The organism is Streptomyces sp. ISL-66, assembly GCF_018614135.1.
Lineage (GTDB): Bacteria > Actinomycetota > Actinomycetes > Streptomycetales > Streptomycetaceae > Streptomyces.
This window is the reverse complement of sequence record NZ_JAGGOW010000021.1, coordinates 1-25,688: the sequence shown is the minus strand read 5'-3', so window position 1 is coordinate 25,688 and position 25,688 is coordinate 1. Positions and strand designations below refer to the sequence as shown.

The following is a 25,688-nucleotide window of genomic DNA, read 5'->3' as shown; positions in this document are numbered from 1 at the left end:
GGCCAGCCGCCGCGGCACATCATGAAGAACGCTCATCCGATGAACGGGATACGCCATGTGGGCGACATACACCCGACCGTATGAATCATTCGGTGATCCCGTGTCTGACCGCCCACAGCGCCGCCTGCGTCCGGTCCACGACGTCCAGCTTCATCAGGATGTTCGATACGTGCGTCTTGACCGTCTTCTCCGAGAGGACCAGCACCCGCGCGATCTCGCGGTTCGAGCGGCCGTCCGCTATGTGCCGCAGCACCTCGCGTTCGCGGTCCGTCAGGGAGCCGCCTCGGCCTGACGACGGGGGACGCCCCTCGTCCGCGAGCAGGGCCACCGCCACCTCCGGCTGGAGGAGGACCTGACCGGCGTGGACCGAGCGGATGGCGGCGGCGAGCGCGACGGGGTCGATGTCCTTGTAGACGTACCCGGCGGCGCCCGCGCGCAGGGCGGGGACCACCGTGCGCTGCTCGGTGAAGCTCGTGACGATGAGCACGCGCGCCGGGTTCGCCAGTCCGCGCAGCCTCCGTAGGGCTTCGATGCCGTCGGTGCCCGGCATCTTGATGTCCATCAGGATCACGTCGGGCCGCAGCTCTTCGGCGCGGGCGATGCCCTCGTCGCCGTCGGCGGCCTCGCCGACCACCTCGATGTCGTCCTGGACCTCCAGGAAGGTGCGCAGGCCGCGCCGGACCACCTGGTGGTCGTCGACGAGCAGGATCCTGATCCGGCCGGGCCGGCCCGGCGTGTCAGCCACCGGATACCTCCAGTTCGATCGTGGTGCCCTTGCCGGGCTCGGAGTGCACGGTGAGCCGGCCGCCGACGCCGGCCGCGCGGTCCCGCATGGAGACCAGGCCGAGGTGCCGGCCGGCCCGGCGGACGGTGGGCGGGGAGAAGCCCGCTCCGTCGTCGGTCACGCGGAGCACCGCTCCTCCGGCTCCGCCGCGGGTGAGGGTGACGTCGATCCGGTCGCCGCCCGAGTGGCGAAGGGCGTTGTGGAGGGCCTCCTGGGTGACCCGCAGGACGGCTTCCTCCTGGGCCGCGGGCAGGGCCCGTACGCCGTCGCACGCGAAGGTGACGTGGGCGGTGTGGGCGCGGTCCAGGACGCGGACCTGGTTGCGCAGCGTGGCGATCAGGCCGTCCTCGTCGAGGGCTGCCGGGCGGAGCTCGGTGACGGCGGCACGCAGTTCGTCGGCGGCCTCGGCCGCCAGGCCGGCGACCTGCTGGAGCTCTTCCTTGGCGCGGGCCGGATCGCGGTCCACGAGGGCCGCGGCGGCCTGGGCGGTCAGGCGGAGCGAGAAGAGCTTCTGGCTGACCGCGTCGTGCAGCTCGTGGGCGAGGCGGGAGCGCTCCTCGGCGATGGTCAGCTCGCGGCTGCGCTCGTAGAGGCGGGCGTTGGTGAGGGCGATGGCCGCGTGCTGGGCGAGGAGGGAGAGGAGTTCCTCGTCCTCGTCGGTGAAGCCGCGCGGGCCGCGCTTGTTCGCGAGGAAGAGGGCGCCGAGGGTCTCCTCGCCGTCCCGGATGGGCAGCCCGAGGAAATCGGACATGTCGGGGTGCGCGGCGGGCCAGCCCTCGAAGCGCGGGTCCTCGCGCACGTCGGCCAGTCGCTCGGGGGCGTCCTGGTGGAGCATCGAGGCGAGGATGCCGTGCTGGCGGGGCAGCGGGCCGATCGCCCGCCACTGCTCCTCGCTGATGCCGTCCACGACGAACTGGGCGAAGCCGCCGTGGTCGTCCGGGACGCCGAGGGCCGCGTACTCGGCGTCGAGCAGCTCGCGGGCCGAGGCGACGATCGTGCGCAGCACGTCGCGGACTTCCAGGCGGCGGCTCATGGCGAGCAGCGCGTCGCTCACGGCGGCCAGGCCGCTGCGCGGGCCGCGGGGCGCGCTGGGTCCGGGATGCATGGGATCACGGTACTCGCGGGCCTGACCTGCGGGATCGGGCGCGGGGCCTAGGCCTGGCCTAGGCCGGGACCTGAGCCAGGACCTAGTCGGGGCTTAGTCGGGGCCTCGGACGAAGGGACGTGACCGGGGTGCGGCCGCGCGCTGAGGCGGGGGCCCGGCGCGTGCAGCCCGAAGTGGTGGCCCGTCTCTGCCTTTGGCACGAGTTCCGGGACCTTCGCCTGCTACTCAAGGATGAGAGCGGTGACGCAATGAATTGCTGCCGCAACGGTCGGTGAGTTTGTTGCAGGACCGATGTGACCCCGCACATAGGACGCACATCACTTACGAAGCTGCTTAGTGGACAGATAAAGAGCCCATCAGCACTGCGGCACCTAGCGCCGCGTCCGAAATCGCGGGCTCGGCGCCCCAGCGTGATCCACTAAGCAGGATCGTACGTCACACCTTTGCCACAAGTTTTTGCCACCGCTAAGAATTGCTCTCGTCGCACAGCGCCGCGGATCCCGGATCCGAGCGGCGCTTTCCTGCGGCTCCCGCTATTCGAAGAGGTTGCTACGCATGTCCGAGACCAGCACTCCCGGCCACAGCCGTCGTCTGACGAAGGCGCACAAGCTTTCCATCGCCGGTGTAGCCACCATGGGCGCCGCCGCCCTCGCTTTCTCGCTCGTCCCCGCCGGCACCGGTGAGGCCGCGACCGTCGTCGCCGCCCCCGTCGCCTGGTCCAAGGTCGTCGACGGCGCGCAGACGCAGGCCGTGCAGCAGCACCTCACCGTTCAGCAGGTCGTCGCCGGCAAGCAGGCCCAGGCCGCGAAGGACGCCGCCAAGGCCAAGGCCACGAAGGACGCCGCCAAGGCCAAGGCCGAGGCCGACGCCAAGAAGGACCGCGAGCGCAAGGCCGCCGCCAGCCGTTCCGCGGCCCGCACGCCCGTCTTCGCGAACAACCTGGACGGCTGGATCAAGGAAGCCCTCTTCATCATGAAGAAGGAAGGCATTCCGGGCACCTACGCCGGTATCCACCGCAACATCATGCGCGAGTCCAGCGGCAACCCGATGGCGATCAACAACTGGGACATCAACGCCCAGAACGGCATCCCCAGCAAGGGTCTGCTCCAGGTCATCGCCCCGACCTTCAAGACGTACCACGTCAAGGGCACCAAGTTCGACCAGTACGACCCGGTCGCCAACATCGTCGCGGCCTGCAACTACGCGGCCGACCGCTACGGCTCCATGGACAACGTCAACAGCGCCTACTAGGCCCCTGGCGTCCCCCCAAGCCCCCCATGCGCCTCAGGGCGGCCCCGGTGTTCCGGGAGCCGCCCTGAGGCGTTCGTGCGTGCCCTACGGCACCGGGCAGCGCTACGGACGCGCGGCCCCGGGCCTCACTTGCGCATGACCTCGGGCTCGTGGCGGCGCAGCAGGCGCGCGACCGCGAAGCCGCAGGCGACGCCCAGCAGGACCAGGACGATGATGTCGAAGCTCCACTGGCCGACCGTGGCGTCCCAGAGCGGGTCGGTGTTGTCCGGGTTGTCGCGGTCCCAGGGCGCCATGAGCGTGCTGAGGTGCAGCGTGGTGCCGGCGGCGGCGACGGCCCAGCGGGACGGCATCAGCCAGGCGATCTGCTCCAGGCCCGGGGAGTCGTAGACCTGGAAGAGGATTCCGGTGAAGACGACCTGGATGATCGCGAACATGACCAGCAGCGGCATCGTCTTCTCGGCGGTCTTCACCAGCGAGGAGATGACCAGGCCGAACATCATCGAGGTGAAGCCGAGCGCGGTGATCGACAGGCAGATCTCGACGGCCGGCGACATGAACAGGCCCTCGGTCGGCATGTCGCGGGGGAAGAAGCCGATCCCGCAGATGATCACGCCCTGGATGGCGGTGATGACGCCGAGGACGATCACCTTCGACATCAGGTACGCGGACCGGGACAGGCCCGTCGCGCGTTCCCGCTCGTAGATCACCCGTTCCTTGATCAGCTCTCGGACCGAGTTGGCGGCGCCCGAGAAGCACATGCCGACCGCGAGGATCAGCGTGATCGTGCCGGCCGCGCTGTTGAACACGGACGGCGGCTTCGGCGGTGCGAGGCCGAAGGTCGCCGGGATGACCGTGGAGACCACGCCCAGGACCGCCGGGAGGATCAGCATCAGACCGATGAAGCCCTTGTCGGACGCGATGACCGACACGTAGCGGCGGATCAGCGTCCAGAGCTGGGAGCCCCAGCCCTGCGGCTTCGGCGGCCGGGTCTGCTGCACGGCGGGCTGCACCGACTGCGGGGCGACCGCGTCGATGTCGGCCGCGTACAGCTGGTAGTGCTGGGAGCCCTTCCAGCGGCCCGCCCAGTCGTAGTCGCGGTAGCTCTCGAAGGCGGAGAACACGTCGGCCCAGGTCGAGTAGCCGAAGAAGTTCAGCGCCTCGTCCGGCGGGCCGAAGTACGCGACCGAACCGCCCGGTGCCATGACCAGCAGCTTGTCGCAGATGGCCAGCTCGGCCACCGAGTGGGTGACGACGAGGACCGTGCGGCCGTCGTCGGCGAGCCCGCGCAGCAGCTGCATGACGTCGCGGTCCATGCCCGGGTCGAGGCCGGAGGTCGGCTCGTCCAGGAAGATCAGCGACGGCTTGGTGAGCAGCTCCAGGGCCACGGACACGCGCTTGCGCTGACCACCCGAGAGCGAGGTGATCTTCTTGTCCTTGTGGATGTCGAGCTTGAGCTCGCCGAGCACCTCGTTGATGCGGGCGGCGCGCTCGGACTCGGCGGTGTCGCCCGGGAAGCGGAGCTTGGCCGCGTACTTGAGCGCGGTGCTGACCTTCAGCTCCTTGTGCAGGATGTCGTCCTGCGGGACCAGGCCGATGCGCTGACGGAGCTCCGCGAACTGCTTGTACAGGTTGCGGTTGTCGTAGAGGACGTCGCCCTGGTTGGCCGGGCGGTAGCCGGTCAGCGCCTTGAGCAGCGTCGACTTGCCGGAGCCCGACGGGCCGATGACGCCGATCAGCGACTTCTCCGGGACGCCGAAGGTGACGTCCTTGAGGATCTGCTTGCCGCCGTCGACCGTGACCGTGAGGTGGCGGGCCGAGAAGGAGACGTCACCGGTGTCGACGAACTCCTCGAGGCGGTCGCCGACGATCCGGAAGGTGGAGTGGCCGACGCCGACGATGTCGTTCGGGCCGAGCAGCGCGGTGCCGGACTTCGCCAGCGGCTGGCCGTTGACATAGGTGCCGTTGTGGCTGCCCAGGTCGCGGATCTCGAAGCGGCCGCCCGGCATCGAGTGGAACTCGGCGTGGTTGCGCGAGACCTGGAGGTCGGAGACCACCAGCTCGTTCTCCAGCGCGCGGCCGATCCGGATGACGTGGCCCAGCTCGAGCTGGTGGAACGTCGTCGGGCTGCGGTGGTCGCCGTAGCCGGCGCCGCCCTGCTGCTGCGGGAACGGCTGTGCCTGCTGGGCCTGCTGTGCCTGCTGTGCCTGCTGTGCCTGCTGCTGCGGGAACGCCGGAGCCTGCTGGGCCTGCTGTGCCTGCTGCTGCGGCAGCGGCTGCTGGACCTGCTGTTCCCACGCCTGCTGCCGCGGCTGGGCCGGCGGCTGCTGCGCGTACGCCTGAGCGGGCGACTGCTGCGCCGCGGCCGGCTGCGGCACCGGGGCGGCCGCGGCCGCTCCGGCGACGGGATTCAGCCGCGGCCCGTCGGTCGCGTTGCCCAGGTGTACCGGCGTGCCGGGCACGAGCTCGGCGTGCTGGACCCTCGCCCCCCGCACGTACGTGCCGTTGGTGCTCCCGTGATCCTCGATCCCCCAACCCCGCCCGTTCCAGGCGATCGTGGCGTGCCGCCACGACACCCGGGCGTCATCGATCACCACGTCTCCCTGAGGATCGCGCCCCAGCGAGTACGACCTGGACGGATCGAGCGTCCAGGTCCTTCCATTCAATTCCAGTACGAGTTCCGGCACTCCAGCCCCACTTAAGTCCCCCGAGAACCCCCCATGACGTCAGGGAGTCTAGGGATGGCGAACATCCGGGGGAACTATTTCAGGCGCGCGGCCACAAGGGGAATCCGGGCCACTTGGCGGAGCACGCGGAGGCTCGCCGAGGGGGTGGAAAATCACCCGGAGTGTGCGATTCGGGACTTCCCGCCGCGCCCTTCCCGCCGCCGTCGGCATCCCGGGGCGGCGGGAAGGGCGGACGGCGGCGCCCCTCGCGTGGCCGCGGCACATCCGCCGCATGGCCGTGGCCTGGCCGCGGCATGGCCGCCGCGGGCCGCCGAGCAGCCACCGCACGTCCGTACGGACCGAAACGGTTCCGGCAGGTGGGACGGGGGTCCGCGGCCGGAGCCCGGGGAGATACGGTGAAGGCACCATGAGCGCTTCGCAGACCTCCGACGTCCCCACCCTCCTCGTCAAGATCTTCGGCAAGGACCGTCCCGGGATCACCGCCGGGCTGTTCGACACCCTCGCCGCCTACTCCGTCGACGTCGTCGACATCGAGCAGGTCGTCACGCGGGGCCGCATCGTCCTGTGCGCCCTCGTCACCCACCCCACCGCCGGCACCGAGGGCGAGCTGCGGGCCACCGTCCACAGCTGGGCCGAGTCCCTCAAGCTGCAGGCGGAGATCCTTTCCGGCACCGGTGACAACCGGCCGCGCGGAAGTGGCCGTTCGCACGTCACCGTGCTCGGGAACCCGCTCACCTCCGAGTCCACGGCCGCCGTCGCGGCGCGGATCACCGCGACCGGCGGCAACATCGACCGCATCTTCCGGCTGGCGAAGTATCCGGTGACGGCCGTGGAGTTCGCCGTCTCCGGCACCGAGACCGAGCCGCTGCGCACCGCCCTGGCCACCGCCGCCGCACACATCGGCGTGGACGTGGCCGTGGTATCGGCCGGGCTGCACCGGCGTGCCCAGCGCCTCGTCGTCATGGACGTCGACTCGACGCTGATCCAGGACGAGGTCATCGAGCTCTTCGCCGCGCACGCCGGCTGTGAGGCCGAGGTCGCCGAGGTGACCGAGCGTGCCATGCGCGGCGAGCTGGACTTCGAGCAGTCGCTGCACGCCCGGGTCGCGCTGCTGGAGGGGCTGGACGCCTCCGTCGTGGACAAGGTCCGCTCCGAGGTGCGCCTCACCCCGGGTGCCCGGACCCTGATCCGGACCCTCAAGCGCCTCGGCTATCAGGTGGGCATCGTGTCCGGCGGGTTCACGCAGGTGACGGACGATCTGCGGGAGCGGCTCGGCCTGGACTTCGCCGCCGCCAACACCCTGGAGATCGTCGACGGCAAGCTGACCGGCAAGGTCGTCGGCGAGATCGTGGACCGGGCCGGCAAGGCCCGGCTCCTGCGCCGCTTCGCCGCGGAGGCCGGCGTACCGCTGGCCCAGACGGTGGCCATCGGTGACGGCGCCAACGACCTGGACATGCTGAACGCCGCCGGGCTGGGCGTGGCGTTCTGCGCCAAGCCCGTGGTGCGCGAGGCCGCGCACACGGCGGTGAACGTGCCGTTCCTGGACGCCGTGCTGTACCTGCTCGGGATCACCCGGGAAGAGGTCGAGGCCGCCGACCTGGCGTGATCGCGGCCCACCCGGTCATGACGGAGCGGGCCCGGCACGTCCACCGTGCCGGGCCCGCTCCGTCATGGGCGTGTGGTCAGCCGTGGGGTGGTCAGCCGTGCGGTGGTCAGCCGTGCGGTGGTCAGCCGTGCGGTGGTCAGCCGTGCGGTGGTCAGCCGTGCGGGGTCCAGAAGTCCAGCAGGGTGCCCACGCCGTGTTCCACGGTCTTCCACGAGCCGGTGAAGGAGACGACGGCGAGGGCGGAGGTCGGGAAGCCCCTGCGGTTCATCCGGGCCAGTACGTCGCCCTGCGCGCTCCGGGACAGGGCGTCGGCGAGGGCGTGCATGCCGGGGTTGTGGCCGATGACCAGCAGGTTCGCGACGTCGTCGGAGGTTTCGTTCAGCAGGGCGATGAGCTCGCCCAGCGAAGCTTCGTAGAGCCGGTCCTCGTACGAGGTCTTCGGCCGGTGCGCGAGCTCCTGGACGGCGAGCTTCCAGGTCTCGCGGGTCCGGGCCGCACTGGAGCAGAGGGCCAGGTCGAAGGTGATGCCGGTCTGGGCCAGCTTCTGGCCGGCTGCCGGGGCATCGTGACGGCCGCGCTCCGCCAGCGGGCGGTCGTGGTCTGTGCCGTCCGACCATTCGGCCTTGGCGTGCCGGAGGAGGACGATCCTGCGGGGTGTGTCGGCGCTCATGATTCCCAGCTTCGCATGGATCGAGCCATGGGGCGCAGGGTGTTGAGGGGGCTCACCCCCAGGTGCGGGCACACCCCCGGCGCACGGGCGCGCGGGCGGGGTCCGGTGCTCCGTGTGCTGTCAGCCGACGGCGCGCAGCAGCTGTTCGGTGACCTGGACGAGGGCGGAGCCGCCGCCGGAGGCGGCGTGGGCCTCGCCGGATCCGGCGAGCAGGACCAGCAGCAGGCCGAAGGCGAGGGCGGGCAGGGCCAGCGCCCACCAGGGCAGTCGGGCATCGGCCCCGAGGGCCCGGGGAGGGGACGTGTGCGTGGGGGCCGACATGGCCGCCTCCGTGGGGTGCGCGTGGGACGGACTCGCTCTTGCTCTTCGAATCTAAGGATTCGAGCCGGCGGTTCCCATCGGGGACGCACCCCACTTCACCCTGAGCCTGACCCCCTAGGGGTTGGGGGGATAACCCCACCAACGGCGCCGTTACGGGGAGGCGAGGGTGGCGATGACGGAGATGATCACGGTCAGGACGAGCATCGCGCCCAGCACGAGGCCGAGCTTCTTGTGACCGTTCTGGGGGTTCGGTTCGAGTACGGGCGACATGTCGTTCAGTCTTGCATGCCGCATTCGGCCTCGATCGTGCGGTCCCGGCCCGCGAGCAGGCCGAGGGCGATCTGCGGGACGAGCAGTCCGGCCATGAGGGCGAGGGGCAGGTCCCAGCCGCCGCTGTGCTGGTAGAGGGCGCCGATGAGGAGCGGTCCGGGGATGGAGATGAGGTAGCCGGTGCTCTGTGCAAAGGCGGAGAGCTTGGCCACCCCGGCCGGGGACTTGGCGCGCAGTCCGATCAGCGTGATGACGAGGGGGAAGGCGCAGTTGGAGACGCCGAGCAGGACGGCCCAGGCCCAGGCGCCGGCGGCGGGGGCGAGGTAGAGCCCGAGGTAGCCGGCGATGCCGAAGAGGCCGAGGACGACGGCGATGGGGGCCTGGTTCTTCATCCGCCCGGCGAGGCCGGGGATGACGAAGGCGAGCGGGACGCCCATGACCATGGTGACGGCGAGCAGGACGCCCGCCGTGCCGGCGGAGACCCCGGCGTCGCGGAAGATCTGCGGGAGCCAGCCCATGGTGATGTACGCGCCGGTGGCCTGGAGGCCGAAGTAGCAGGCGAGGGCCCAGGCGGTGCGGCTGCGCACGACGCGCGGGCCGGCGGTGGCGCGGGCGGCCGGATCCGCGGGGGCGGCGGCCGCCTTCTCCTTGCGGGCGGCGGCGGCGATGGCCAGCCAGGGCAGTACGGCGGCCAGGGCGAGGAAGCTCCAGATCAGCAGGCCGGTGCGCCAGCTGCCGCCGAGGGCCTCGGTCATCGGGACGGTGGCGGCCGCGGCGAGCGAGGTGCCGGCGGCCAGGGCCATGGAGTAGAGGCCGGTCATGGTGCCGACGCGGTCCGGGAACCAGCGCTTGACGATCACGGGCAGGAGCACGTTGGTCAGGGCTATGCCGGCCAGGGTCAGGGCACTGGCGGCGAGGAAACCGGCGGCGTTGCTCGCGAAGGGCCGGATCAGCAGGCCGGCGGCGACGGCGACCATGCCGGCGCAGACGACGGCGGCCGGGCCGAAGCGGCGGGAGAGCCGGGGCGCGGTGACGCCGAAGAGGGCGAAGCAGAGGGCGGGTACGGAGGTGATGAGTCCGGCGACGGTGCCGCTCATGCCGAGGCCGGTCCGGGTCTCTTCGAAGAGGGCGCCGAGGCTGGTGATGGCGGGCCGCAGGTTGAGGGCGGCCAGCACGATGCCGACGAGGAGCGCGGGGCCGAGCCACGCCGGTTGCGGGGCGGCGCCCGCGGCGGCGGCGGTGGCGAGGGGCTGGGAGGAGGCCGTGCGCGCCGCCCCCGGCCGGTTCAGGGTCTGGATTTCTTCGTCGGACATTCAACCATCATAGAATCATGGGATGATTGGTTGTCCAGTCGTCCTCACCTTCCCTGTCCGCAAAGGAACCCCGACCGCATGCCGCTGACCTCGCCCCGGCGATCCGCGCTCGTCGACCAGGTGATCGCCCAGCTCAGGAACCAGATCACCACCGGCGAATGGCCGGTCGGCTCCCGCATCCCCACCGAGCCGGAGCTCGTCGAGCTGCTGGGAGTCGCGCGCAACACGGTGCGGGAGGCCGTCCGGGCCCTCGCGCACAACGGCCTCCTCGACATCCGCCAGGGCTCGGGGACCTACGTCCTCGCCACCAGCGAGCTGGCCGGCGTGATGCACCGCCGCTTCGCGGGGGCCGATCCGCGCCACATCGCGGAGCTGCGCTCGACGATGGAGTCCTCGGCGGCCCGCCTCGCGGCGGAGCGGCGGACCGCGCGTGACCTCGTACAGCTGGACGCGCTGCTGGCGCGGCGCGAGCAGGCGTGGTCGGGCGGGGACGCGGAGGTGTTCGTCGCGGCGGACGTGGCCCTGCACATGGCGGTGGTGGCGGCCTCGCACAACGACGTGCTCATCGAGCTGTACGCGGACCTCGGCGATCTGGTGGCCGACTGGCTGCGCGCCGACGTGGGCACGGACCTCGGCGCCGCGGCGCACCTGGACCACGCCCGCCTGATCGAGGCGATCCGGCGCGGGGACGGGGACACGGCGGCCTCGGAGGCGGCCGGCTACCCGTTCGTGTGCCTGGGCACGGAGGCGCGGCCCGACGGGGGGCCGCAGGCCGTCACTGCCGCTGGTGGCTGACCCAGGCGGAGCGGACTTCCTTCCAGCAGCGGCTGGTGAGCTCGGCCCGGCCGGCCGGGCCGAGCGCCACGGCGGCGCCGTCCCCGTCCACGTCCCACCAGCGGTCGCACTCCACGTGCAGGCGGATCAGATCGGTCTCGGGATAGCCGTTGTGGCAGTACGCGACCACCTGCGAGCCCTCGATCCGGGTGTCGCAGTCGGCGCCGAAGAGTTCCCGGGCGGCGGGCCGCGCGGGCTGTACGGGCGGCTCCACGGGGATCTGGGCCACGTCCACGGCGGCCCGCTCCCCCGGGCCGGGGACCGGGGCCACGGCCTCGGGGCCGGAGGCCGGATCGTCGCCGCCGGACCGCGCGACGGCTCCCGGGATCAGGAATCCGGCCAGGACCACCGAGGTGACCAGTAGCGATACCGCTCGGCTCCGCCTCGCGCCCACTCCCGCACCTCCTCCCCGCAGAAACCGGGAAGATCCCGACGGGGTCAGTTTGCAGGGGAATGTCCCGATTCTCGACTCGGGAAGATCTGGTCAGACGGCGAAAATCTGATCGAGTCACCCGCCGCGGCCCCCGCCGCCGTACGGATGGACAGGACCTCGACCGGGCAGGTCAGGCACCCATCGCGTGCAGACCGCCGTCGACGTGGATGATCTCGCCGGTGGTCTTCGGGAACCAGTCCGACAGCAGGGCGACGACGCCGCGGCCCGCGGGATCCGGGTCCGCCATGTCCCACTCCATCGGGGAGCGCTGGTTCCAGACCTCCGCCAGGTCCGAGAAGCCCGGGATGGACTTCGCGGCCATCGAGCCGATCGGGCCCGCCGAGATCAGGTTGCAGCGGATCTTCTCCTTGCCCAGGTCGCGGGCGAGGTAGCGGCTGGTGGCCTCCAGCGCGGCCTTGGCCGGGCCCATCCAGTCGTACTGCGGCCACGCGTACTGCGCGTCGAAGGTGAGGCCGACGATCGCGGCGCCCTCGTTCGCCGGGAACAGCGGCTTGCACGCCATGGTCAGCGACTTCAGCGAGAACGCCGAGACGTGCATGGCGGTGGCGACCGACTCGAACGGCGTGTTCAGGAAGTTGCCGCCGAGCGCGTCCTGCGGCGCGAAACCGATGGAGTGGACGACGCCGTCGAGGCCGCCGAGCTCCGCGCGGACGAGCTCCTCCACGCGCGCCAGGTGCTCGTCGTTGGTGACGTCGAGTTCGATCACCTTGGCCGGCTTGGGCAGCTTGCGGGCGATGCGCTCGGTCAGCGTCGGCCGCGGGAACGCGGTGAGGATGACCTCGGCGCCCTGCTCCTGGGCCAGCCGGGCGGTGTGGAAGGCGATGGAGGACTCCATCAGCACCCCCGTGATGAGGATGCGCTTGCCGTCGAGAATTCCACTCATGGTGATCAGTGACCCATGCCCAATCCGCCGTCAACGGGAATGACGGCTCCGGTGATGTACGCGGCGTTGTCGGACGCCAGGAAGCTGACGGCGGCCGCGATTTCCTCGGGCCGCGCGTAACGGCCCAGGGGCACCTGGCCAACGATGCCGGCACGCTGCTCGTCGGTGAGCACCTTCGTCATGTCGGTGTCCACGAATCCCGGGGCGACGACGTTGAAGGTGATGTTGCGGGAGCCCAGCTCACGGGCGAGGGAGCGGGCGAAGCCGACCAGCGCGGCCTTGGAGGCCGCGTAGTTGGCCTGGCCGGCCGAGCCGAGCAGGCCGACGACCGAGGAGATCAGGACGACGCGGCCCTTCTTGGCGCGGAGCATGCCGCGGTTCGCGCGCTTGACGACGCGGAAGGTGCCGGTGAGGTTGGTGTCGACGACCGAGGCGAAATCTTCCTCGGACATGCGCATCAGCAGCGTGTCCTTGGTGATGCCCGCGTTGGCGACCAGGACCTCGACCGCGCCGTGCGCGTCCTCGATCTCCTTGTACGCCCGGTCCACCTGCTCGGAGTCGGTGATGTCGCAACGGACCGCCAGCACGCCCAGAGCCGTGAGCTCCGCCGGCGGTTCACCCGACCGGTACGTGATCGCGACCTTGTCTCCGCCCTCCGCGAAGGCTCGGGCGATGGCGAGGCCGATGCCCCGGTTTCCTCCGGTGACGAGAACCGAGCGGCTCAACGGATCACCCTTTCGACTAGCGGTCTGAATACCAAAAACCTATAGGTCGAATCCCCCATCCACAGAATCGAGCTCCGACAGGGCCTCGGTACGGGCTCTGTCGAGTCCCTACAGAAAGATGTAGGCACGGCGACCCACGGCGCGACATGATCGTGCTATCTGCCCCGACCTCGGGAGGACTTCCGTGCCCCATTCCATCGACGCGGCCTTCACCGCGCTGCCTTTGCGGGCGCTCGCCGACGCGGCGCTCGCCCGGGCCCGCGCGCTGGGTGCCGATCATGCCGACTTCCGCCTGGAGCGGATCCGCAGCGCCTCCTGGCGGCTGCGGGACGCCAAGCCCTCCGGCGGGTCCGACACCACCGACCTCGGCTACGCGGTCCGCGTCGTCCACGGGGGCAGCTGGGGGTTCGCCTCCGGTGTGGACCTGACCATGGACGGGGCCGCCAAGGTGGCCTCGCAGGCCGTGGCCATGGCCCAGCTCTCCGCCAAGGTGATCAAGGCGGCCGGCTCCGACGAGCGGGTCGAGCTCGCCGAGGAGCCGGTGCACAAGGACAAGACCTGGATCTCCGCCTACGACGTGGACCCCTTCGAGGTGCCGGACACCGAGAAGGCGGCGCTGCTCGCCGACTTCAGCGCGCGGCTGCTGGCCGCCGACGGAGTGGCCCACGTGGACGCCTCGCTCCTGGCCGTCCACGAGAACAAGTTCTACGCCGACACCGCGGGCACCTCCACCACCCAGCAGCGCGTGCGCATCCACCCGCAGCTCACCGCCGTCGCCGTGAACGCGACCACCGGCGAGTTCGACTCCATGCGCACCATCGCCCCGCCGGCCGGGCGCGGCTGGGAGTACCTGACCGGCACCGGCTGGGACTGGAACTCCGAGCTGGAGGCGATCCCCGGGCTGCTCGCCGAGAAGATGCGGGCCCCGGGTGTCGAAGCCGGGCGCTACGACCTGGTCGTGGACCCGTCCAACCTGTGGCTCACCATCCACGAGTCCATCGGCCACGCCACCGAGCTGGACCGGGCGCTGGGCTACGAGGCGGCGTACGCCGGGACCTCCTTCGCCACCTTCGACCAGCTGGGCAAGCTCACCTACGGCTCCCCCGTCATGAACGTGACGGGCGACCGGACCGCCGAGCACGGGCTGGCCACCATCGGCTACGACGACGAGGGCGTCGAAGCGCAGAGCTGGGACCTGGTCAAGGACGGCACCCTGGCCGGCTACCAGACGGACCGGCGGATCGCGAAGCTGACCGGCCTCGGCCGCTCCAACGGCTGCGCCTACGCCGACTCCCCCGGGCACGTCCCGGTGCAGCGGATGGCGAACGTCTCGCTCCGGCCCGATCCGGGCGGTCTCTCCACCGAGGACCTGATCGGCGGGGTCGAGCGCGGGATCTACGTGGTCGGCGACCGGTCCTGGTCGATCGACATGCAGCGCTACAACTTCCAGTTCACCGGGCAGCGCTTCTTCCGCATCGAGAACGGCAAGCTGGCCGGGCAGCTGCGAGACGTCGCCTACCAGGCCACGACCACCGAGTTCTGGGGGTCGATGGAGAAGGTCGGCGGACCGCAGACCTACGTCCTGGGCGGCGCCTTCAACTGCGGCAAGGCCCAGCCGGGCCAGGTCGCGGCCGTCTCGCACGGCTGCCCGTCCGCACTGTTCCGCGACGTGAACATCCTGAACACCACCCAGGAGGCCGGGCGATGAAGTCGTCGAGTACCCGTACCCGTCCCCACGAGATCGCCGAGCGGGCCCTGGCACTGTCCACCGCCGACGGCTGCGTCGTCATCGCCGACGAGGAGTCGACGGCGAACCTGCGCTGGGCGGGCAATGCCCTGACCACGAACGGCGTCACCCGCGGGCGGACCCTGACCGTCATCGCCACCGTCGACGGCAAGGAGGGCACGGCCTCGGGGGTCGTCTCGCGCTCCGCCGTCACGGCCGCGGACCTGGAGCCGCTGGTCCGGGCCGCCGAGGCGGCCGCCCGCGGCGCCGGCCCGGCGGAGGACGCGCAGCCGCTGGTGACGGGCACCCCGGCCTCGCCGGACTTCACCGACGCCCCGGCCGAGACCTCCTCCGCGGTCTTCGCCGACTTCGCCCCGGCCCTCGGCGAGGCCTTCGCCCGGGCCCGCGCGGGCAGCCGGGAGCTGTACGGCTTCGCCAACCACGAGCTGGTCTCCAGCTACGTGGGCACCTCCACGGGGCTGCGCCTGCGCCACGACCAGCCCAACGGCACCCTGGAGCTCAACGCGAAGTCCCCGGACCGCCAGCGCTCGGCCTGGGCGGGCCGCTCGACGCGGGACTTCAAGGACGTGGACCCGACCGTGCTCGACGCGGAGCTGGCCGTGCGACTCGGCTGGGCCGAGCGGAAGATCGACCTGCCCGCCGGGCGGTACGAGACCCTGCTGCCGCCCACGGCGGTGGCCGACCTGATGATCTACCAGATGTGGTCGGCGGCGGCCCGGGACGCGGTGGAGGGCCGGACGGTCTTCGCCAAGCCCGGCGGCGGCACCCGGCTCGGCGAGCGGCTCTCCCCGCTGCCGCTGACCCTGCGCAGCGACCCGAACGCGCCCGGTCTGGAGTCCGCGCCCTTCGTGATCGCGCACAGCTCCGGCGACGACGCGTCCGTCTTCGACAACGGCCTGCCGGTCCCGGCCACCGAGTGGATCAAGGACGGTGAGCTGGCCCGGCTGACCACGACCCGGCACAGCGCGGGCCTGACCGGGCTGCCGGTCTCGCCGTCGTTCGGGAACCTGATCCTGGACGGGGGCGGCGAGAAGTCGCTGGAGGAGATGGTCGCGGAGACCGAGCGCGGGCTGCTGCTGACCTGCCTCTGGTACATCCGCGAGGTGGACCCGGCGACGCTGCTGCTCACGGGCCTGACCCGGGACGGCGTCTACCTGGTGGAGAAGGGCCAGGTCGTCGGCGAGGTCAACAACTTCCGGTTCAACGAGTCCCCCGTGGACCTGCTGTCGCGGGCCTCGGAGGCCGGCCGGACCGAGAAGACCCTGCCGCGCGAGTGGAGCGACTGGTTCACGCGGGCGGCGATGCCGGCGCTGCGGATCCCGGACTTCAACATGAGCTCGGTCAGCAAGGGCGTCTGAGGTGCGGACCTTCCCCGCCTAGACTGGCGGGGAAACCCCCCTCGGCTTTCTGTTTCACCTCGTTCACCATCTCGTTCATCCTCTCTTTCATCTCGTTCAAGGAGACCCGGAACCGTGACGGACATCGTCGACGAACTGAAGTGGCGCGGGCTGTTCGCCCAGTCCACCGACGAAGAAGCGCTGCGCAAGGCGTTCGCGGACGGTCCCGTCACGTTCTATTGCGGCTTCGACCCGACGGCGGCCTCGCTGCACGTGGGTCACCTGGTGCAGGTCCTCACCGTGCGCCGGCTCCAGCAGGCGGGCCACCGTCCGCTGGCGCTGGTCGGCGGGGCCACCGGGCAGATCGGCGATCCCAGGCCGACCGCCGAGCGCACCCTGAACGACCCGGAGACCGTCGCGAACTGGGTGTCGCGCCTGCGTTCCCAGATCGAGCCGTTCCTGTCCTTCGAGGGCGAGAACGCGGCGGTCATGGTGAACAACCTGGACTGGACGGCGGGCATGTCCGCCATCGAGTTCCTCCGGGACATCGGCAAGCACTTCCGCGTCAACAAGATGCTGACGAAGGACTCGGTCGCCAAGCGGCTGGAGTCCGACCAGGGCATCAGCTACACGGAGTTCAGCTACCAGCTGCTCCAGGGCATGGACTTCCTGGAGTTGTACCGGCGCTACGGCTGCGTGCTCCAGCAGGGCGGCTCCGACCAGTGGGGCAACCTCACCGCCGGTCTCGACCTGATCCACCGCGTGGAGCCGGACGCGCACGTCCACGCCATCGCGACCCCGCTGATGGTCAAGGCGGACGGCACCAAGTTCGGCAAGTCCGAGAGCGGCGCCGTCTGGCTCGACCCGGAGATGACCACCCCGTACGCGTTCTACCAGTTCTGGCTGAACGTGGACGACCGGGACGTCTCCACCTACATGCGCATCCTCTCCTTCCAGACCCGCGAGGAGCTGGAGGCGCTGGAGGCGCAGACCGCCGAGCGTCCGCAGGCGCGCGCCGCCCAGCGGGCGCTCGCGCAGGAGCTGACCACGCTGGTGCACGGCGCCGACCAGTGCGCCGCCGTGATCGCGGCGTCCAAGGCGCTGTTCGGCCAGGGCGAGCTGGCGGACCTGGACGAGGCCACACTGGCCGCGGCCCTGTCCGAGCTGCCGCAGGCCAAGGTCTCCGAGCCGGGCCAGGTCGTGGACCTGCTCGCGGAGACCGGGCTGGTCGCCAGCAAGTCGGCCGGCCGGCGGACCGTGAAGGAGGGCGGCGCCTACGTGAACAACGTGAAGGTCACCGCCGAGGACGCGGTCCCCGCCAAGGAGGACCTGCTGCACGGGCGCTGGCTCGTGCTGCGCCGCGGCAAGAAGAACCTGGCGGCGGTCGAGGTCACCGGCTGATCCGCGGTCGCGAGCCCGTACGGCGCGCACGGCGCGGGGGCCGGCCCGGACACGTCGTCCGGGCCGGCCCCCGCCTCGTCGCCCGCCGCGCGGCGGACCCGACCTAGGTCATCTGCCGCTTGTTGCCCCGGACCATGCCGTAGAGCAGGTCACCGAGACCGACGATCACGACCGCTCCGGCAAGCTGCAGCAGGTGCCGGATCCAGTCGATGCCGCGCGTCTCGTCGACGCCGATCCAGGTGGCCACGGCGTTGCCGAGCACGGCGCCGATGATGCCGAAGACGGCGGTCAGCCACAGGGGCTGATGCTGCTTGCCCGGCAGGATCGCCCGGGCTATCAGGCCCAGCACGAAACCGACGATGATCGCCCACAACCAATGCATGTCGAGCCTCCTCCTGGCGCGTCGTGCGCATGTGGGCCCAGTCTCGATCCGTCCGGCCCACGGCGCATTTCGGGCAGCTCCGTTCGGGGGACACCCCCTGCGCCCGGGGTCCGCGGGGGCGGCGTACGGTGGAAGCGTCCGGGCCGGGGCGTGTCCGGCGGTCGATCGGGTGGTGGGTTGTGGAGCGGAAGAAGCGGAACGGGGCCGAGGTCTTCCGGATCACGGGGGCGCGGATGGGCCTCGCCGAGGACGTACGGGGCCGACAGCGCCGGTACGTGATCTCGATGGTGATCAGGACCCTGTCGGTCGTCGCGACGGTCGTCCTGTGGAACGTGCAGCGGCCCGTGGCCATCGTGACGCTCGTCGCGGGGGCCCTGCTGCCGTACGTGGCGGTGGTCATCGCCAACGCGGGCCGCGAGTCGACGCCGTCCCTGCCTTCGCACTTCATCCCGGCTCCTGTGCACCCCGCACTGGGCGACGGAAAGCTCAAGAAAAGCTCAGATCAATCATGAGGTTCCAGTGCACCGCACCGGGTCCTGCGTGACATACTGCCTACGCGCTCCGCATCCCCCGTCGGAGCGACGGACCGACGCCGGGCAGCTCCCCCCGTGGCTGCTCGGCGTCGCCTTCCCGTCTTAGGGTTGAGCCGTGACTCCCCTTGACGAATCCCCCCCGAACGACACGCCGACCTGTTCGGCGAAGGGCTGCCGCGACGCGGCCTCCTGGGTCCTGGCGTGGAACAACCCGAAGCTGCACACCCCCGAGCGCCGCAAGACGTGGCTGGCGTGCGAAGAGCACCGCGAGCACCTGTCCCAGTTCCTGGGGGTCCGCGGTTTCCTCAAGGACGTGGTGAGGCTGGAGGAGTGGGTACAGCCCGAGGGCTCGGAACGGATCTAGCGCCGTGACCGGGAAGGAACCCTTCCGGTCACGGCACCGGCCGGTCCGAGCCCTCGGGCCGTGCTGACGGAGGGTCAGCCGCCGATCGCCGACATCGGGCGGTCGGGCTGCAGGAAGGACGGGTCGTCGAGACCGGACCCGGCCTTCTTGCCCCACATCGCCAGCTTCCACAGCCGGGCGATCTCCTCGTCCGCGGCGCCCGAGCGCAGGGCCGCGCGCAGGTCCGACTCCTCGGTGGCGAAGAGGCACGTACGGACCTGGCCGTCGGCGGTCAGGCGGGTACGGTCGCAGGCTCCGCAGAAGGGGCGGGTGACCGAGGCAATGACGCCGACGGTGGCCGGGCCGCCGTCGACGACCCAGCGCTCGGCCGGGGCGGAGCCGCGCTCCTCGGAGCCTTGCTCGGTGAGCGTGAAGCGGGTGCGCAGGGACTGCAGGATGTCCCCGGCGGTGATCATGCCCTCGCGCTTCCAGCCGTGCTGGGCGTCGAGCGGCATCTGCTCGATGAAGCGGAGCTCGTACTCGTTCTCCACGGCCCAGGCGAGCAGGTCGGGGGCCTCGTCGTCGTTCAGCCCCGGCATGAGCACGGCGTTGACCTTGACGGGGGTGAGGCCGGCCTCGCGGGCGGCGGCCATGCCCTCGATGACGTCCTTGTGGCGGTCGCGCCGGGTGAGGGTCTTGAAGACCTCGGGGCGCAGGGTGTCCAGGGACACGTTCACCCGGTCCAGGCCTGCGGCCTTGAGGGCCTGCGCGGTGCGCTTGAGGCCGATGCCGTTGGTGGTCAGCGACATCTGGGGGCGGGGCTCCAGGGCCGCGCACTGCTCGACGATCCCGACGAGGCCGGGGCGCAGGAGCGGCTCGCCGCCGGTGAAGCGGACCTCTTCGATGCCGAGCTGGGTGACGGCGATGCGGATCAGCCGGACGATCTCGTCGTCGCTGAGCAGATCGGACTTGCCGAGCCACTGCAGGCCCTCCTCGGGCATGCAGTACGTACAGCGCAGGTTGCACCGGTCGGTGAGCGAGACACGCAGGTCAGTGGCCACGCGGCCGTAAGTGTCGAGAAGCACTGTGAGCCCCCTCCCCTGTCCGGTTTGTAGAGGTGTTGCGTCGCCGTGGACTACAGGGCGAGCGCTACCACCGAGCCTACGCGACGCCTGTGACTTGTAGAGGTGCCGGAACGAACGAGACGGGACGTGGCCGTGTCGTAGGGAAGTACGACACGGCCACGCTCGGTGTTCGTGCTGTCTCGCCCCGGCGCTGGGTGTCAGTGCGCGCCGGTGCCCGTCAGTGAGCGGACCTCGAGCTCCGCGAACTTCTGGGGGTCGGCCTTCTCCTTGGAGAGGACGGTTCCCAGCCAGCCCAGCAGGAAGCCGAGCGGGATGGAGATGATGCCGGGGTTCTCCAGGGGGAACCAGTAGAAGTCGGCGCCCTTGAACATGGAGGTGGGCTTCCCGGAGACGACCGGGGAGAAGAGCACCAGGACGACCGAGGAGACCAGGCCGCCGTAGATGGACCACAGCGCTCCCTGGGTCGTGAAGCGCTTCCAGAAGAGGCTGTAGAGGATCGTCGGCAGGTTGGCGGAGGCCGCGACCGCGAAGGCGAGGGCGACGAGGCCGGCCACGTTGAGGTCGCGGGCCAGGGCGCCGAGGCCGATGGCGACGGCTCCGATGACCACGGTGGACCAGCGGGCCGCCCGCACCTCTTCCTTCTCGGTGGCCTTGCCCTTGCGGATCACGTTGACGTAGATGTCGTGGGCGAAGGAGGAGGACGAGGCCAGCGTCAGGCCCGCGACGACCGCGAGGATGGTGGCGAAGGCCACCGCGGAGATCACGGCGAGCAGGATCGCGCCGCCGGTGGAGTCCGCGCCGCCGCCGATCTCCTGGGCGAGCAGCGGGGCCGCTGTGGTGCCGGCCTTGTTGGAGGCGATGATGTCGACGCGCTTGAGCAGGGCCGCGGCGCCGAAGCCGAGGACGATCGTCATCAGGTAGAAGGCGCCGATGATGCCGATGGCCCAGTTGACGGACTTGCGGGCGGCCTTGGCCGTGGGAACGGTGTAGAAGCGGATCAGGATGTGCGGCAGGCCGGCGGTGCCGAGGACCAGGGCGAGGCCGAGCGAGATGAAGTCCAGCTTGGTGATCGAGTCCTTGCCGTACTTGAGGCCGGGCTCCAGGAACTTCACGCCCTGACCGCTGTTGTCGGCGGCCTGGCCGAGCAGGTCCGAGATGTTGAAGTTGAACTTGAGCAGCACCAGGAAGGTGATCAGCAGGGTGCCCGCGATGAGCAGCACCGCCTTGATCATCTGGACCCAGGTGGTGCCCTTCATGCCGCCGATGGTGACGTAGAGGATCATCAGCACGCCGACCAGCGAGACGATCACGACCTTGCCGAGGTCGCTGGTGATGCCGAGGAGCAGCGAGACGAGCACGCCGGCGCCGGCCATCTGGGCGAGCAGGTAGAAGATCGAGACCACGATGGTGGAAGTGCCGGCGGCGGTGCGTACGGGGCGCTGGCGCATCCGGTACGCGAGCACGTCGCCCATCGTGTAGCGGCCGGAGTTGCGCAGCGGCTCGGCGACGAGGAGCAGCGCGACCAGCCAGGCGACGAGGAAGCCGATGGAGTAGAGGAAGCCGTCGTAGCCGAAGAGCGCGATGGCTCCGGCGATGCCGAGGAAGGAGGCGGCGGACATGTAGTCGCCGGAGATGGCCAGGCCGTTCTGGAAGCCGGTGAACTGGCGGCCGCCGGCGTAGAAGTCGGCGGCGTCCTTGGTCTGGCGGCCGGCCCAGATCGTGATGCCGAGGGTGGCGACCACGAACAGTCCGAACAGGGTGATGATCAGCGGGCGGTGCTCGGTGGCGCCGGCGGCGACGGTGGTGCCCGCCGTCGTCGCCGTGCCCGCGGCCAGCAGCAGGGGGGTGCTCACGCTCCCGCCTCCATCCGCGCCTTGATGGCCGTGGCCTTGGGGTCGAGCTTGGCCGCGGCGTGGCGCGAGTACAGCCAGGCGATGAGGAAGGTCGTCGCGAACTGGGCGAGGCCGAGGACGAGGGCGACGTTGATGTTGCCGAAGAGCTTGGTCCCCATGAAGTCGCCCGCGTAGCTGGAGAGCAGGACGTAGAGCAGGTACCAGGCGATGAACGCCACGGTGAGCGGGAAGGCGAAGGAGCGCTGGGCGCGGCGCAGTTCGGCGAATTCGTCGCTCTGCTGGACGCGTACGAACGCTTCGGCCGAGGGGCTCGCCGGCGGCGTTCCCGTGCTGCCCGCGGGCGGCGCTGGTTCGGTGGACACGGGGGACTCTCCTTGTGACGCGGGTGCGGTGGGGACGACGGACAAAACAACCTCCGTGTGGGGGGACGTGGTGCTGGTCCCCCTGCCAACGGCACGGCCGGCGCGTCGGGACGGTTCAACACCCGGGGTTCCTTTGAAAACTGATTTCTCGAACTGATGGCGCAAAGTCGAACGGCGGCACTAGGTTCGCGTGTCATGAACCCGTCGGGCGCGACCGCGCCCGCGGCTTTTCACGACGATGTGGAGAACCCATGGCTCGTCTGGGAACCGGTAACCGTCGGCGCGCCCTCGCCGTTCCGGTAGGACTGGCGCTCACCGCCTCGCTCGCCTTCCTGCCCGCCGTGGCGGCGAACGCCGCCCCGCTGGGCAACACGGCGGAATCGGCGGCCGCCAAGCCCGACACCTCCGGCCCCAAGCTGTCGTACGTGGCGAACCTGACCGCGTACGGCACCGTGAAGCAGGCGGCGAAGGCCATCGAACGGGCCGGTGGCACGGTGGTCATCGCATATGAGCAGATCGGGGTGGTGGTCGCACACTCCCAGAACCCGGAGTTCGCCAAGCAGCTCCGGGGACAGCGCAGCCTGTTCGTGTCGGTCGGCGCCACCCGTACGGCCCCCCTGTCGGTGGTGCAGACCACCGAGGAGGGCACGACGCAGAGGCTGAGCGACGCGGACGCCGCCAAGGCGGCGGCGCAGGCCGAGCCGGGGCAGGAACCCCTGGAGTCCAACCAGTGGGACCTTCGCGCGATCAACGCCGACCAGGCTCACAAGATCAACGATGGCAGCCCGAACGTCACGGTGGGCGTCATCGACACGGGTATCGACGACACCCACCCGGATCTCGCCGCGAACTTCTCCAAGGACCAGTCCGCGAACTGCGTCGGCGGCGTCGCCGACACCACCGACGGCGCCTGGCGTCCGTACGTGAACGGCAGCGACCACGGCACGCACGTGGCGGGCACCATCGCGGCCGCGCGCAACGGGATCGGCATCAGCGGCGTGGCGCCCGGCGTCAAGGTCGCCGCGATCAAGGTGAGCGAGCCCGCGACCAGCCTCTTCTTCACCGAGGCGGTCGTCTGCGGCTTCATGTTCGCCGCCGAGAAGGGGATCGAGGTGACCAACAACAGCTATTACGTCGACCCCTGGCTCTACAACTGCAAGTCGGACGACGACCAGAAGGCGCTGGTGGAGGCCCTCACCCGGGCGACCAAGTACGCCGAGCGCAAGGGCGTGCTCAGCGTGGCCTCGGCCGGAAACTCCAACCACGACCTGGCGTCCCACTCCATCGTCGACACCAGCAGCCCGGACGACGCGACCCCGGTCCCCCGCACGATCGACCCGCACGTCTGCCTGGACGTGCCCACCCAGCTGCCGGGCGTGGTCACGGTGAGCGCGACCGGTGACCGGGGCTTCAAGTCGTACTACTCCAGCTTCGGCCTGGGCGTCGTCGACGTCGCGGCCCCCGGCGGCGACAAGTGGCAGGTCCCCGCCACCCCGGACGCCAACGGCCGGGTGCTGTCCACCGTCCCGGGCGGCGGCTACGGCTACAAGCAGGGCACCTCGATGGCCGGCCCGCACGTCGCCGGTGTCGCGGCCCTGCTCAAGAGCCGCCACCCGTGGGCGACCCCCTCGCAGCTCCAGGCGATGCTCAAGGGCCAGGCCACGAAGGTGGCCTGCCCCGAGAAGGTCTACGACGCCACGGGCGCGCTGATCGACGCCACCACCTGCAACAGCAAGTGGGGCCAGACCGGCTACTACGGCTACGGCGTGGTCGACGCGCTGAAGGCCGTCAAGTAGTCGTCGCACGGCACCGGTAAACGGAAGGGCCGGGCGGGGTTCACCCCGCCCGGCCCTTCCGCGCTCCGGATCAGGGGGTGATCATCACCTTGAGCGCGCTGCGGTCGTCCATCGCGCGGTAGCCGTCCGGGACCTCGTCGAGGCTGACGGCCCGGTCGAAGACGGGCGACGGGTCGATCGCGCCGCTGAGCACGTCCGCCAGCAGCTCCGGGATGTACGCCCGGACCGGGGCGACGCCGCCGCGCAGGGTGATGTTGCGGTCGAACATGACACCGAGGTCGAGGCCGGTGCCGCTGCCGTGCGGGACGCCGACGTAGCCGATGGCCCCGCCGTCGCGGACGATGTTCACCGCGGTCCGCATGGACATCTCGGTGCCGACCGCCTCGATGACGCTGTGGGCGCCCTGGCCGCCGGTGAGCTCGCGCACGGCCGCCTCGGCGGCCTCGCCGCGCTCGGCGACCACGTCGGTGGCGCCGAAGAGCTTCGCGATGTCGGTACGGGAGGAGTGGCGGCCCAGGGCGATGATCCGGTCGGCGCCGAGGCGCTTGGCGGCGAGGACGCCGCACAGGCCGACCGCGCCGTCGCCGACGACGGCGACCGTGGAGCCCTCGCGGACGCCCGCGCCGAGCGCGGCGTGGTGGCCGGTGCCCATGACGTCGGACAGCGCCAGCAGCGCGGTGAGCAGGTGGTCGTCGGAGACCGCCTCGGCGGGCAGCTTCACCAGGGTGCCGTCGGCGTACGGCACCCTGACGGCCTCGCCCTGGCCGCCGTCGTGGCCGACCGAGCCCCAGAATCCGCCGTGCTCGCAGGAGGTGTACAGGCCCTCGGAGCAGTAGTCGCAGGTGCCGTCGGACCACATGAAGGGAGCGACGACGAGGTCGCCGGCGCGCAGGCCGGAGACGGCGGAGCCGGTCTCCTCGACGACTCCGAGGAACTCGTGGCCGATCCGCTGGCCGGGCCGGCGGGCCGCCTCGCCGCGGTAGGCCCACAGGTCGCTGCCGCAGATGCAGGCGCGCAGCACGCGGACGACGGCGTCCTCGGGGCGCTGGATCGCAGCGTCGGGCACCTCCTCCACGCGGATGTCGTGCGGGGCGTGGATGACGGTGGCGCGCATGGTGGTTCAGTCCTCCGGCTAGGGGGTGGTTGAGCCTTGTACGGCCTCCTTACCGTACGCCTGTACCGGAGCGACCGCTTCCGCGGCCTGCGGGTGCCGGGCCGACGGGTACCGGGCCAGCAGGTACTGGGCCGCCAGGTACGTGGCCATGATCCAGAAGTCGGGGCGCGGCGGCTGCGGCCACTCGGCGACCCCGGTGGCGATGAGCGTGTCGGAGAGCAGGAACAGCGCCCCGCCGAGGCCCGTCCGCCATCCGAGGGCGCTGGAGCGGTAGGCCATGGCCGTGAGCAGCAGGCTGTAGCCGGCGACGGGGATCCGCAGCTCGGCGGGCAGGTCGCCCCAGAGCAGCGTGACGGTGGACAGGAGCGCGACGGCGTACGCGGCACCCAGCGCGGGACGCGTGCGGCGGCGGCCGAAGAGCACGAGGTAACAGACGTGCCCGGCGGCGAAGGAGCCCATGCCGATCAGGAAGGCGGGATCGGCGTCGAAGAGCAGGGCCAGGTCCCCGCCCCAGCCGAATAGCAGGGCGGCGAGCAGCAGTCGGGGCGCGTCGCCCCGCGCGATCACGTGGGCGAGCAGCAGCGGCATCAGCAGCGGCTTGGCGATCACGTGGCCGAGGTGCCAGCCGGCCAGCAGCGAGCCGAGGTCGAAGGCGGTGGCGAGGACGAAGGCGGCGAGCAGCACCCGGGCGGCCCGGCCGGCGCTCCGCGATGCGGCGGGGCGCGACCGGGACGGCGTACGGGACGGGGCGTGCGCGGTGGGCTCCGACTCCGTTCCGGCGCTCACGCGGCGTGCTCCGGGGACTTCGCCGACTCGGCCGGCCGCGCCGCCGGGG

The 25,688-nt window shown here is 71.1% G+C and carries 25 protein-coding genes; 9 read left to right on the top strand and 16 right to left on the bottom strand.

The annotated features are described in order from the left end of the window. Positions 1–85 precede the first annotated feature (85 nt). A complete protein-coding gene (locus tag J7E97_RS04600) occupies positions 86–745 on the bottom strand; it encodes a response regulator transcription factor (protein ID WP_215022565.1) in 660 nt (219 codons plus the stop codon). Next, positions 738–1,889 (bottom strand): GAF domain-containing sensor histidine kinase, encoded by a 1,152-nt coding sequence (locus tag J7E97_RS04595; RefSeq protein ID WP_215022564.1) that lies wholly within the window; start codon positions 1,887–1,889, stop codon positions 738–740. The genes J7E97_RS04600 and J7E97_RS04595 overlap by 8 nt, the downstream gene beginning before the upstream one ends. A 555-nt stretch (positions 1,890–2,444) precedes the next feature. Here J7E97_RS04595 and J7E97_RS04590 point away from each other — a divergent pair. Continuing rightward, a complete protein-coding gene (locus tag J7E97_RS04590; protein WP_215022563.1) occupies positions 2,445–3,140 on the top strand; it encodes a transglycosylase SLT domain-containing protein in 696 nt (231 codons plus the stop codon). 125 nt (positions 3,141–3,265) lie between these two features. Here the strand turns inward: J7E97_RS04590 and J7E97_RS04585 are convergent, their stop codons facing one another. After that, positions 3,266–5,824: an FHA domain-containing protein gene (locus J7E97_RS04585; RefSeq protein WP_215022554.1), complete on the bottom strand. Its 2,559-nt coding sequence runs from the start codon at positions 5,822–5,824 to the stop codon at positions 3,266–3,268. Between the two features lie 406 nt (positions 5,825–6,230). Between J7E97_RS04585 and serB the strand changes: the two genes are divergently transcribed. Next, entirely contained in the window at positions 6,231–7,430 is a 1,200-nt protein-coding gene (serB, locus tag J7E97_RS04580; RefSeq protein ID WP_215022546.1) for a phosphoserine phosphatase SerB, read from the top strand. 151 nt (positions 7,431–7,581) lie between these two features. On the opposite strand, the gene J7E97_RS04575 is transcribed toward serB, so the two are convergent. From J7E97_RS04575 to J7E97_RS04565, 4 genes are all read right to left on the bottom strand, one after another. Further along, on the bottom strand, positions 7,582–8,100 hold the full coding sequence (locus tag J7E97_RS04575) for a histidine phosphatase family protein (RefSeq protein ID WP_215022545.1): 519 nt from the start codon (positions 8,098–8,100) through the stop codon (positions 7,582–7,584). A gap of 120 nt (positions 8,101–8,220) precedes the next feature. Beyond that, the gene (locus tag J7E97_RS04570; protein ID WP_215022543.1) at positions 8,221–8,421 is read right to left on the bottom strand and encodes a hypothetical protein; all 201 of its coding nucleotides are present in this window, start codon (positions 8,419–8,421) and stop codon (positions 8,221–8,223) included. A gap of 150 nt (positions 8,422–8,571) precedes the next feature. Then, on the bottom strand, positions 8,572–8,691 hold the full coding sequence (locus tag J7E97_RS35540; protein ID WP_251053817.1) for an SGM_5486 family transporter-associated protein: 120 nt from the start codon (positions 8,689–8,691) through the stop codon (positions 8,572–8,574). Positions 8,692–8,696: 5 nt separating this feature from the next. Next, entirely contained in the window at positions 8,697–10,004 is a 1,308-nt protein-coding gene (locus J7E97_RS04565) for an MFS transporter (protein WP_215022541.1), read from the bottom strand. A gap of 78 nt (positions 10,005–10,082) precedes the next feature. Between J7E97_RS04565 and J7E97_RS04560 the strand changes: the two genes are divergently transcribed. After that, complete coding sequence (locus J7E97_RS04560) at positions 10,083–10,799, top strand: FadR/GntR family transcriptional regulator (RefSeq protein WP_215022539.1); 717 nt, start codon at positions 10,083–10,085, stop codon at positions 10,797–10,799. Here J7E97_RS04560 and J7E97_RS04555 read toward each other — a convergent pair. From J7E97_RS04555 to fabG, 3 genes are all read right to left on the bottom strand, one after another. Then, positions 10,780–11,232, bottom strand: coding sequence for a hypothetical protein (locus J7E97_RS04555; RefSeq protein WP_215022537.1), 453 nt, complete (start codon positions 11,230–11,232; stop codon positions 10,780–10,782). The two genes, J7E97_RS04560 and J7E97_RS04555, sit on opposite strands and share 20 nt — an antisense overlap. Before the next feature lie 169 nt (positions 11,233–11,401). Then, positions 11,402–12,175 carry an enoyl-ACP reductase FabI gene (fabI, locus tag J7E97_RS04550; protein ID WP_215022535.1) on the bottom strand — a complete coding sequence of 258 codons (774 nt, stop codon included), beginning with the start codon at positions 12,173–12,175 and terminating at the stop codon, positions 11,402–11,404. Between the two features lie 5 nt (positions 12,176–12,180). Next, positions 12,181–12,900, bottom strand: a complete 720-nt coding sequence (gene fabG, locus J7E97_RS04545) for a 3-oxoacyl-[acyl-carrier-protein] reductase (protein WP_215022533.1) — start codon at positions 12,898–12,900, stop codon at positions 12,181–12,183. Between the two features lie 184 nt (positions 12,901–13,084). Here fabG and J7E97_RS04540 point away from each other — a divergent pair, with 184 nt between their 5' ends. The 3 genes from J7E97_RS04540 to tyrS all read left to right on the top strand — a co-directional run bounded on the left by J7E97_RS04540 (position 13,085) and on the right by tyrS (position 17,385). Beyond that, positions 13,085–14,608 (top strand): TldD/PmbA family protein, encoded by a 1,524-nt coding sequence (locus J7E97_RS04540; protein ID WP_215022531.1) that lies wholly within the window; start codon positions 13,085–13,087, stop codon positions 14,606–14,608. Continuing rightward, the gene (locus tag J7E97_RS04535; RefSeq protein ID WP_215022530.1) at positions 14,605–16,005 is read left to right on the top strand and encodes a metallopeptidase TldD-related protein; all 1,401 of its coding nucleotides are present in this window, start codon (positions 14,605–14,607) and stop codon (positions 16,003–16,005) included. The genes J7E97_RS04540 and J7E97_RS04535 overlap by 4 nt, the downstream gene beginning before the upstream one ends. A gap of 114 nt (positions 16,006–16,119) precedes the next feature. Beyond that, positions 16,120–17,385 carry a tyrosine--tRNA ligase gene (gene tyrS / locus J7E97_RS04530; protein WP_215022528.1) on the top strand — a complete coding sequence of 422 codons (1,266 nt, stop codon included), beginning with the start codon at positions 16,120–16,122 and terminating at the stop codon, positions 17,383–17,385. Positions 17,386–17,488: 103 nt separating this feature from the next. Here the strand turns inward: tyrS and J7E97_RS04525 are convergent, their stop codons facing one another. Further along, positions 17,489–17,767 (bottom strand): GlsB/YeaQ/YmgE family stress response membrane protein, encoded by a 279-nt coding sequence (locus J7E97_RS04525; RefSeq protein WP_215022525.1) that lies wholly within the window; start codon positions 17,765–17,767, stop codon positions 17,489–17,491. A 179-nt stretch (positions 17,768–17,946) separates the two neighbouring features. Between J7E97_RS04525 and J7E97_RS04520 the strand changes: the two genes are divergently transcribed. Then, positions 17,947–18,279, top strand: a complete 333-nt coding sequence (locus tag J7E97_RS04520; RefSeq protein WP_215022523.1) for a DUF3099 domain-containing protein — start codon at positions 17,947–17,949, stop codon at positions 18,277–18,279. 136 nt (positions 18,280–18,415) lie between these two features. Next, positions 18,416–18,664: a hypothetical protein gene (locus tag J7E97_RS04515; protein ID WP_215022521.1), complete on the top strand. Its 249-nt coding sequence runs from the start codon at positions 18,416–18,418 to the stop codon at positions 18,662–18,664. 74 nt (positions 18,665–18,738) lie between these two features. Here the strand turns inward: J7E97_RS04515 and moaA are convergent, their stop codons facing one another. The 3 genes from moaA to J7E97_RS04500 form a co-directional block, all read right to left on the bottom strand. Beyond that, on the bottom strand, positions 18,739–19,728 hold the full coding sequence (gene moaA / locus J7E97_RS04510; protein ID WP_215022519.1) for a GTP 3',8-cyclase MoaA: 990 nt from the start codon (positions 19,726–19,728) through the stop codon (positions 18,739–18,741). Between the two features lie 197 nt (positions 19,729–19,925). Continuing rightward, positions 19,926–21,566: a cation acetate symporter gene (locus J7E97_RS04505; RefSeq protein ID WP_374224109.1), complete on the bottom strand. Its 1,641-nt coding sequence runs from the start codon at positions 21,564–21,566 to the stop codon at positions 19,926–19,928. Positions 21,567–21,577: 11 nt separating this feature from the next. Continuing rightward, complete coding sequence (locus tag J7E97_RS04500) at positions 21,578–21,943, bottom strand: DUF485 domain-containing protein (protein ID WP_215022517.1); 366 nt, start codon at positions 21,941–21,943, stop codon at positions 21,578–21,580. Positions 21,944–22,194: 251 nt separating this feature from the next. Between J7E97_RS04500 and J7E97_RS04495 the strand changes: the two genes are divergently transcribed. Further along, the gene (locus J7E97_RS04495; RefSeq protein WP_215022514.1) at positions 22,195–23,739 is read left to right on the top strand and encodes a S8 family serine peptidase; all 1,545 of its coding nucleotides are present in this window, start codon (positions 22,195–22,197) and stop codon (positions 23,737–23,739) included. A gap of 70 nt (positions 23,740–23,809) precedes the next feature. On the opposite strand, the gene J7E97_RS04490 is transcribed toward J7E97_RS04495, so the two are convergent. Together J7E97_RS04490 and J7E97_RS04485 are read right to left on the bottom strand one after the other, a co-directional pair. After that, positions 23,810–24,853, bottom strand: a complete 1,044-nt coding sequence (locus J7E97_RS04490; RefSeq protein WP_215022512.1) for a zinc-dependent alcohol dehydrogenase family protein — start codon at positions 24,851–24,853, stop codon at positions 23,810–23,812. Positions 24,854–24,871: 18 nt separating this feature from the next. Further along, positions 24,872–25,537, bottom strand: a complete 666-nt coding sequence (locus tag J7E97_RS04485; RefSeq protein ID WP_308346373.1) for a lysoplasmalogenase — start codon at positions 25,535–25,537, stop codon at positions 24,872–24,874. Between the last annotated feature and the right edge of the window lie 151 nt (positions 25,538–25,688).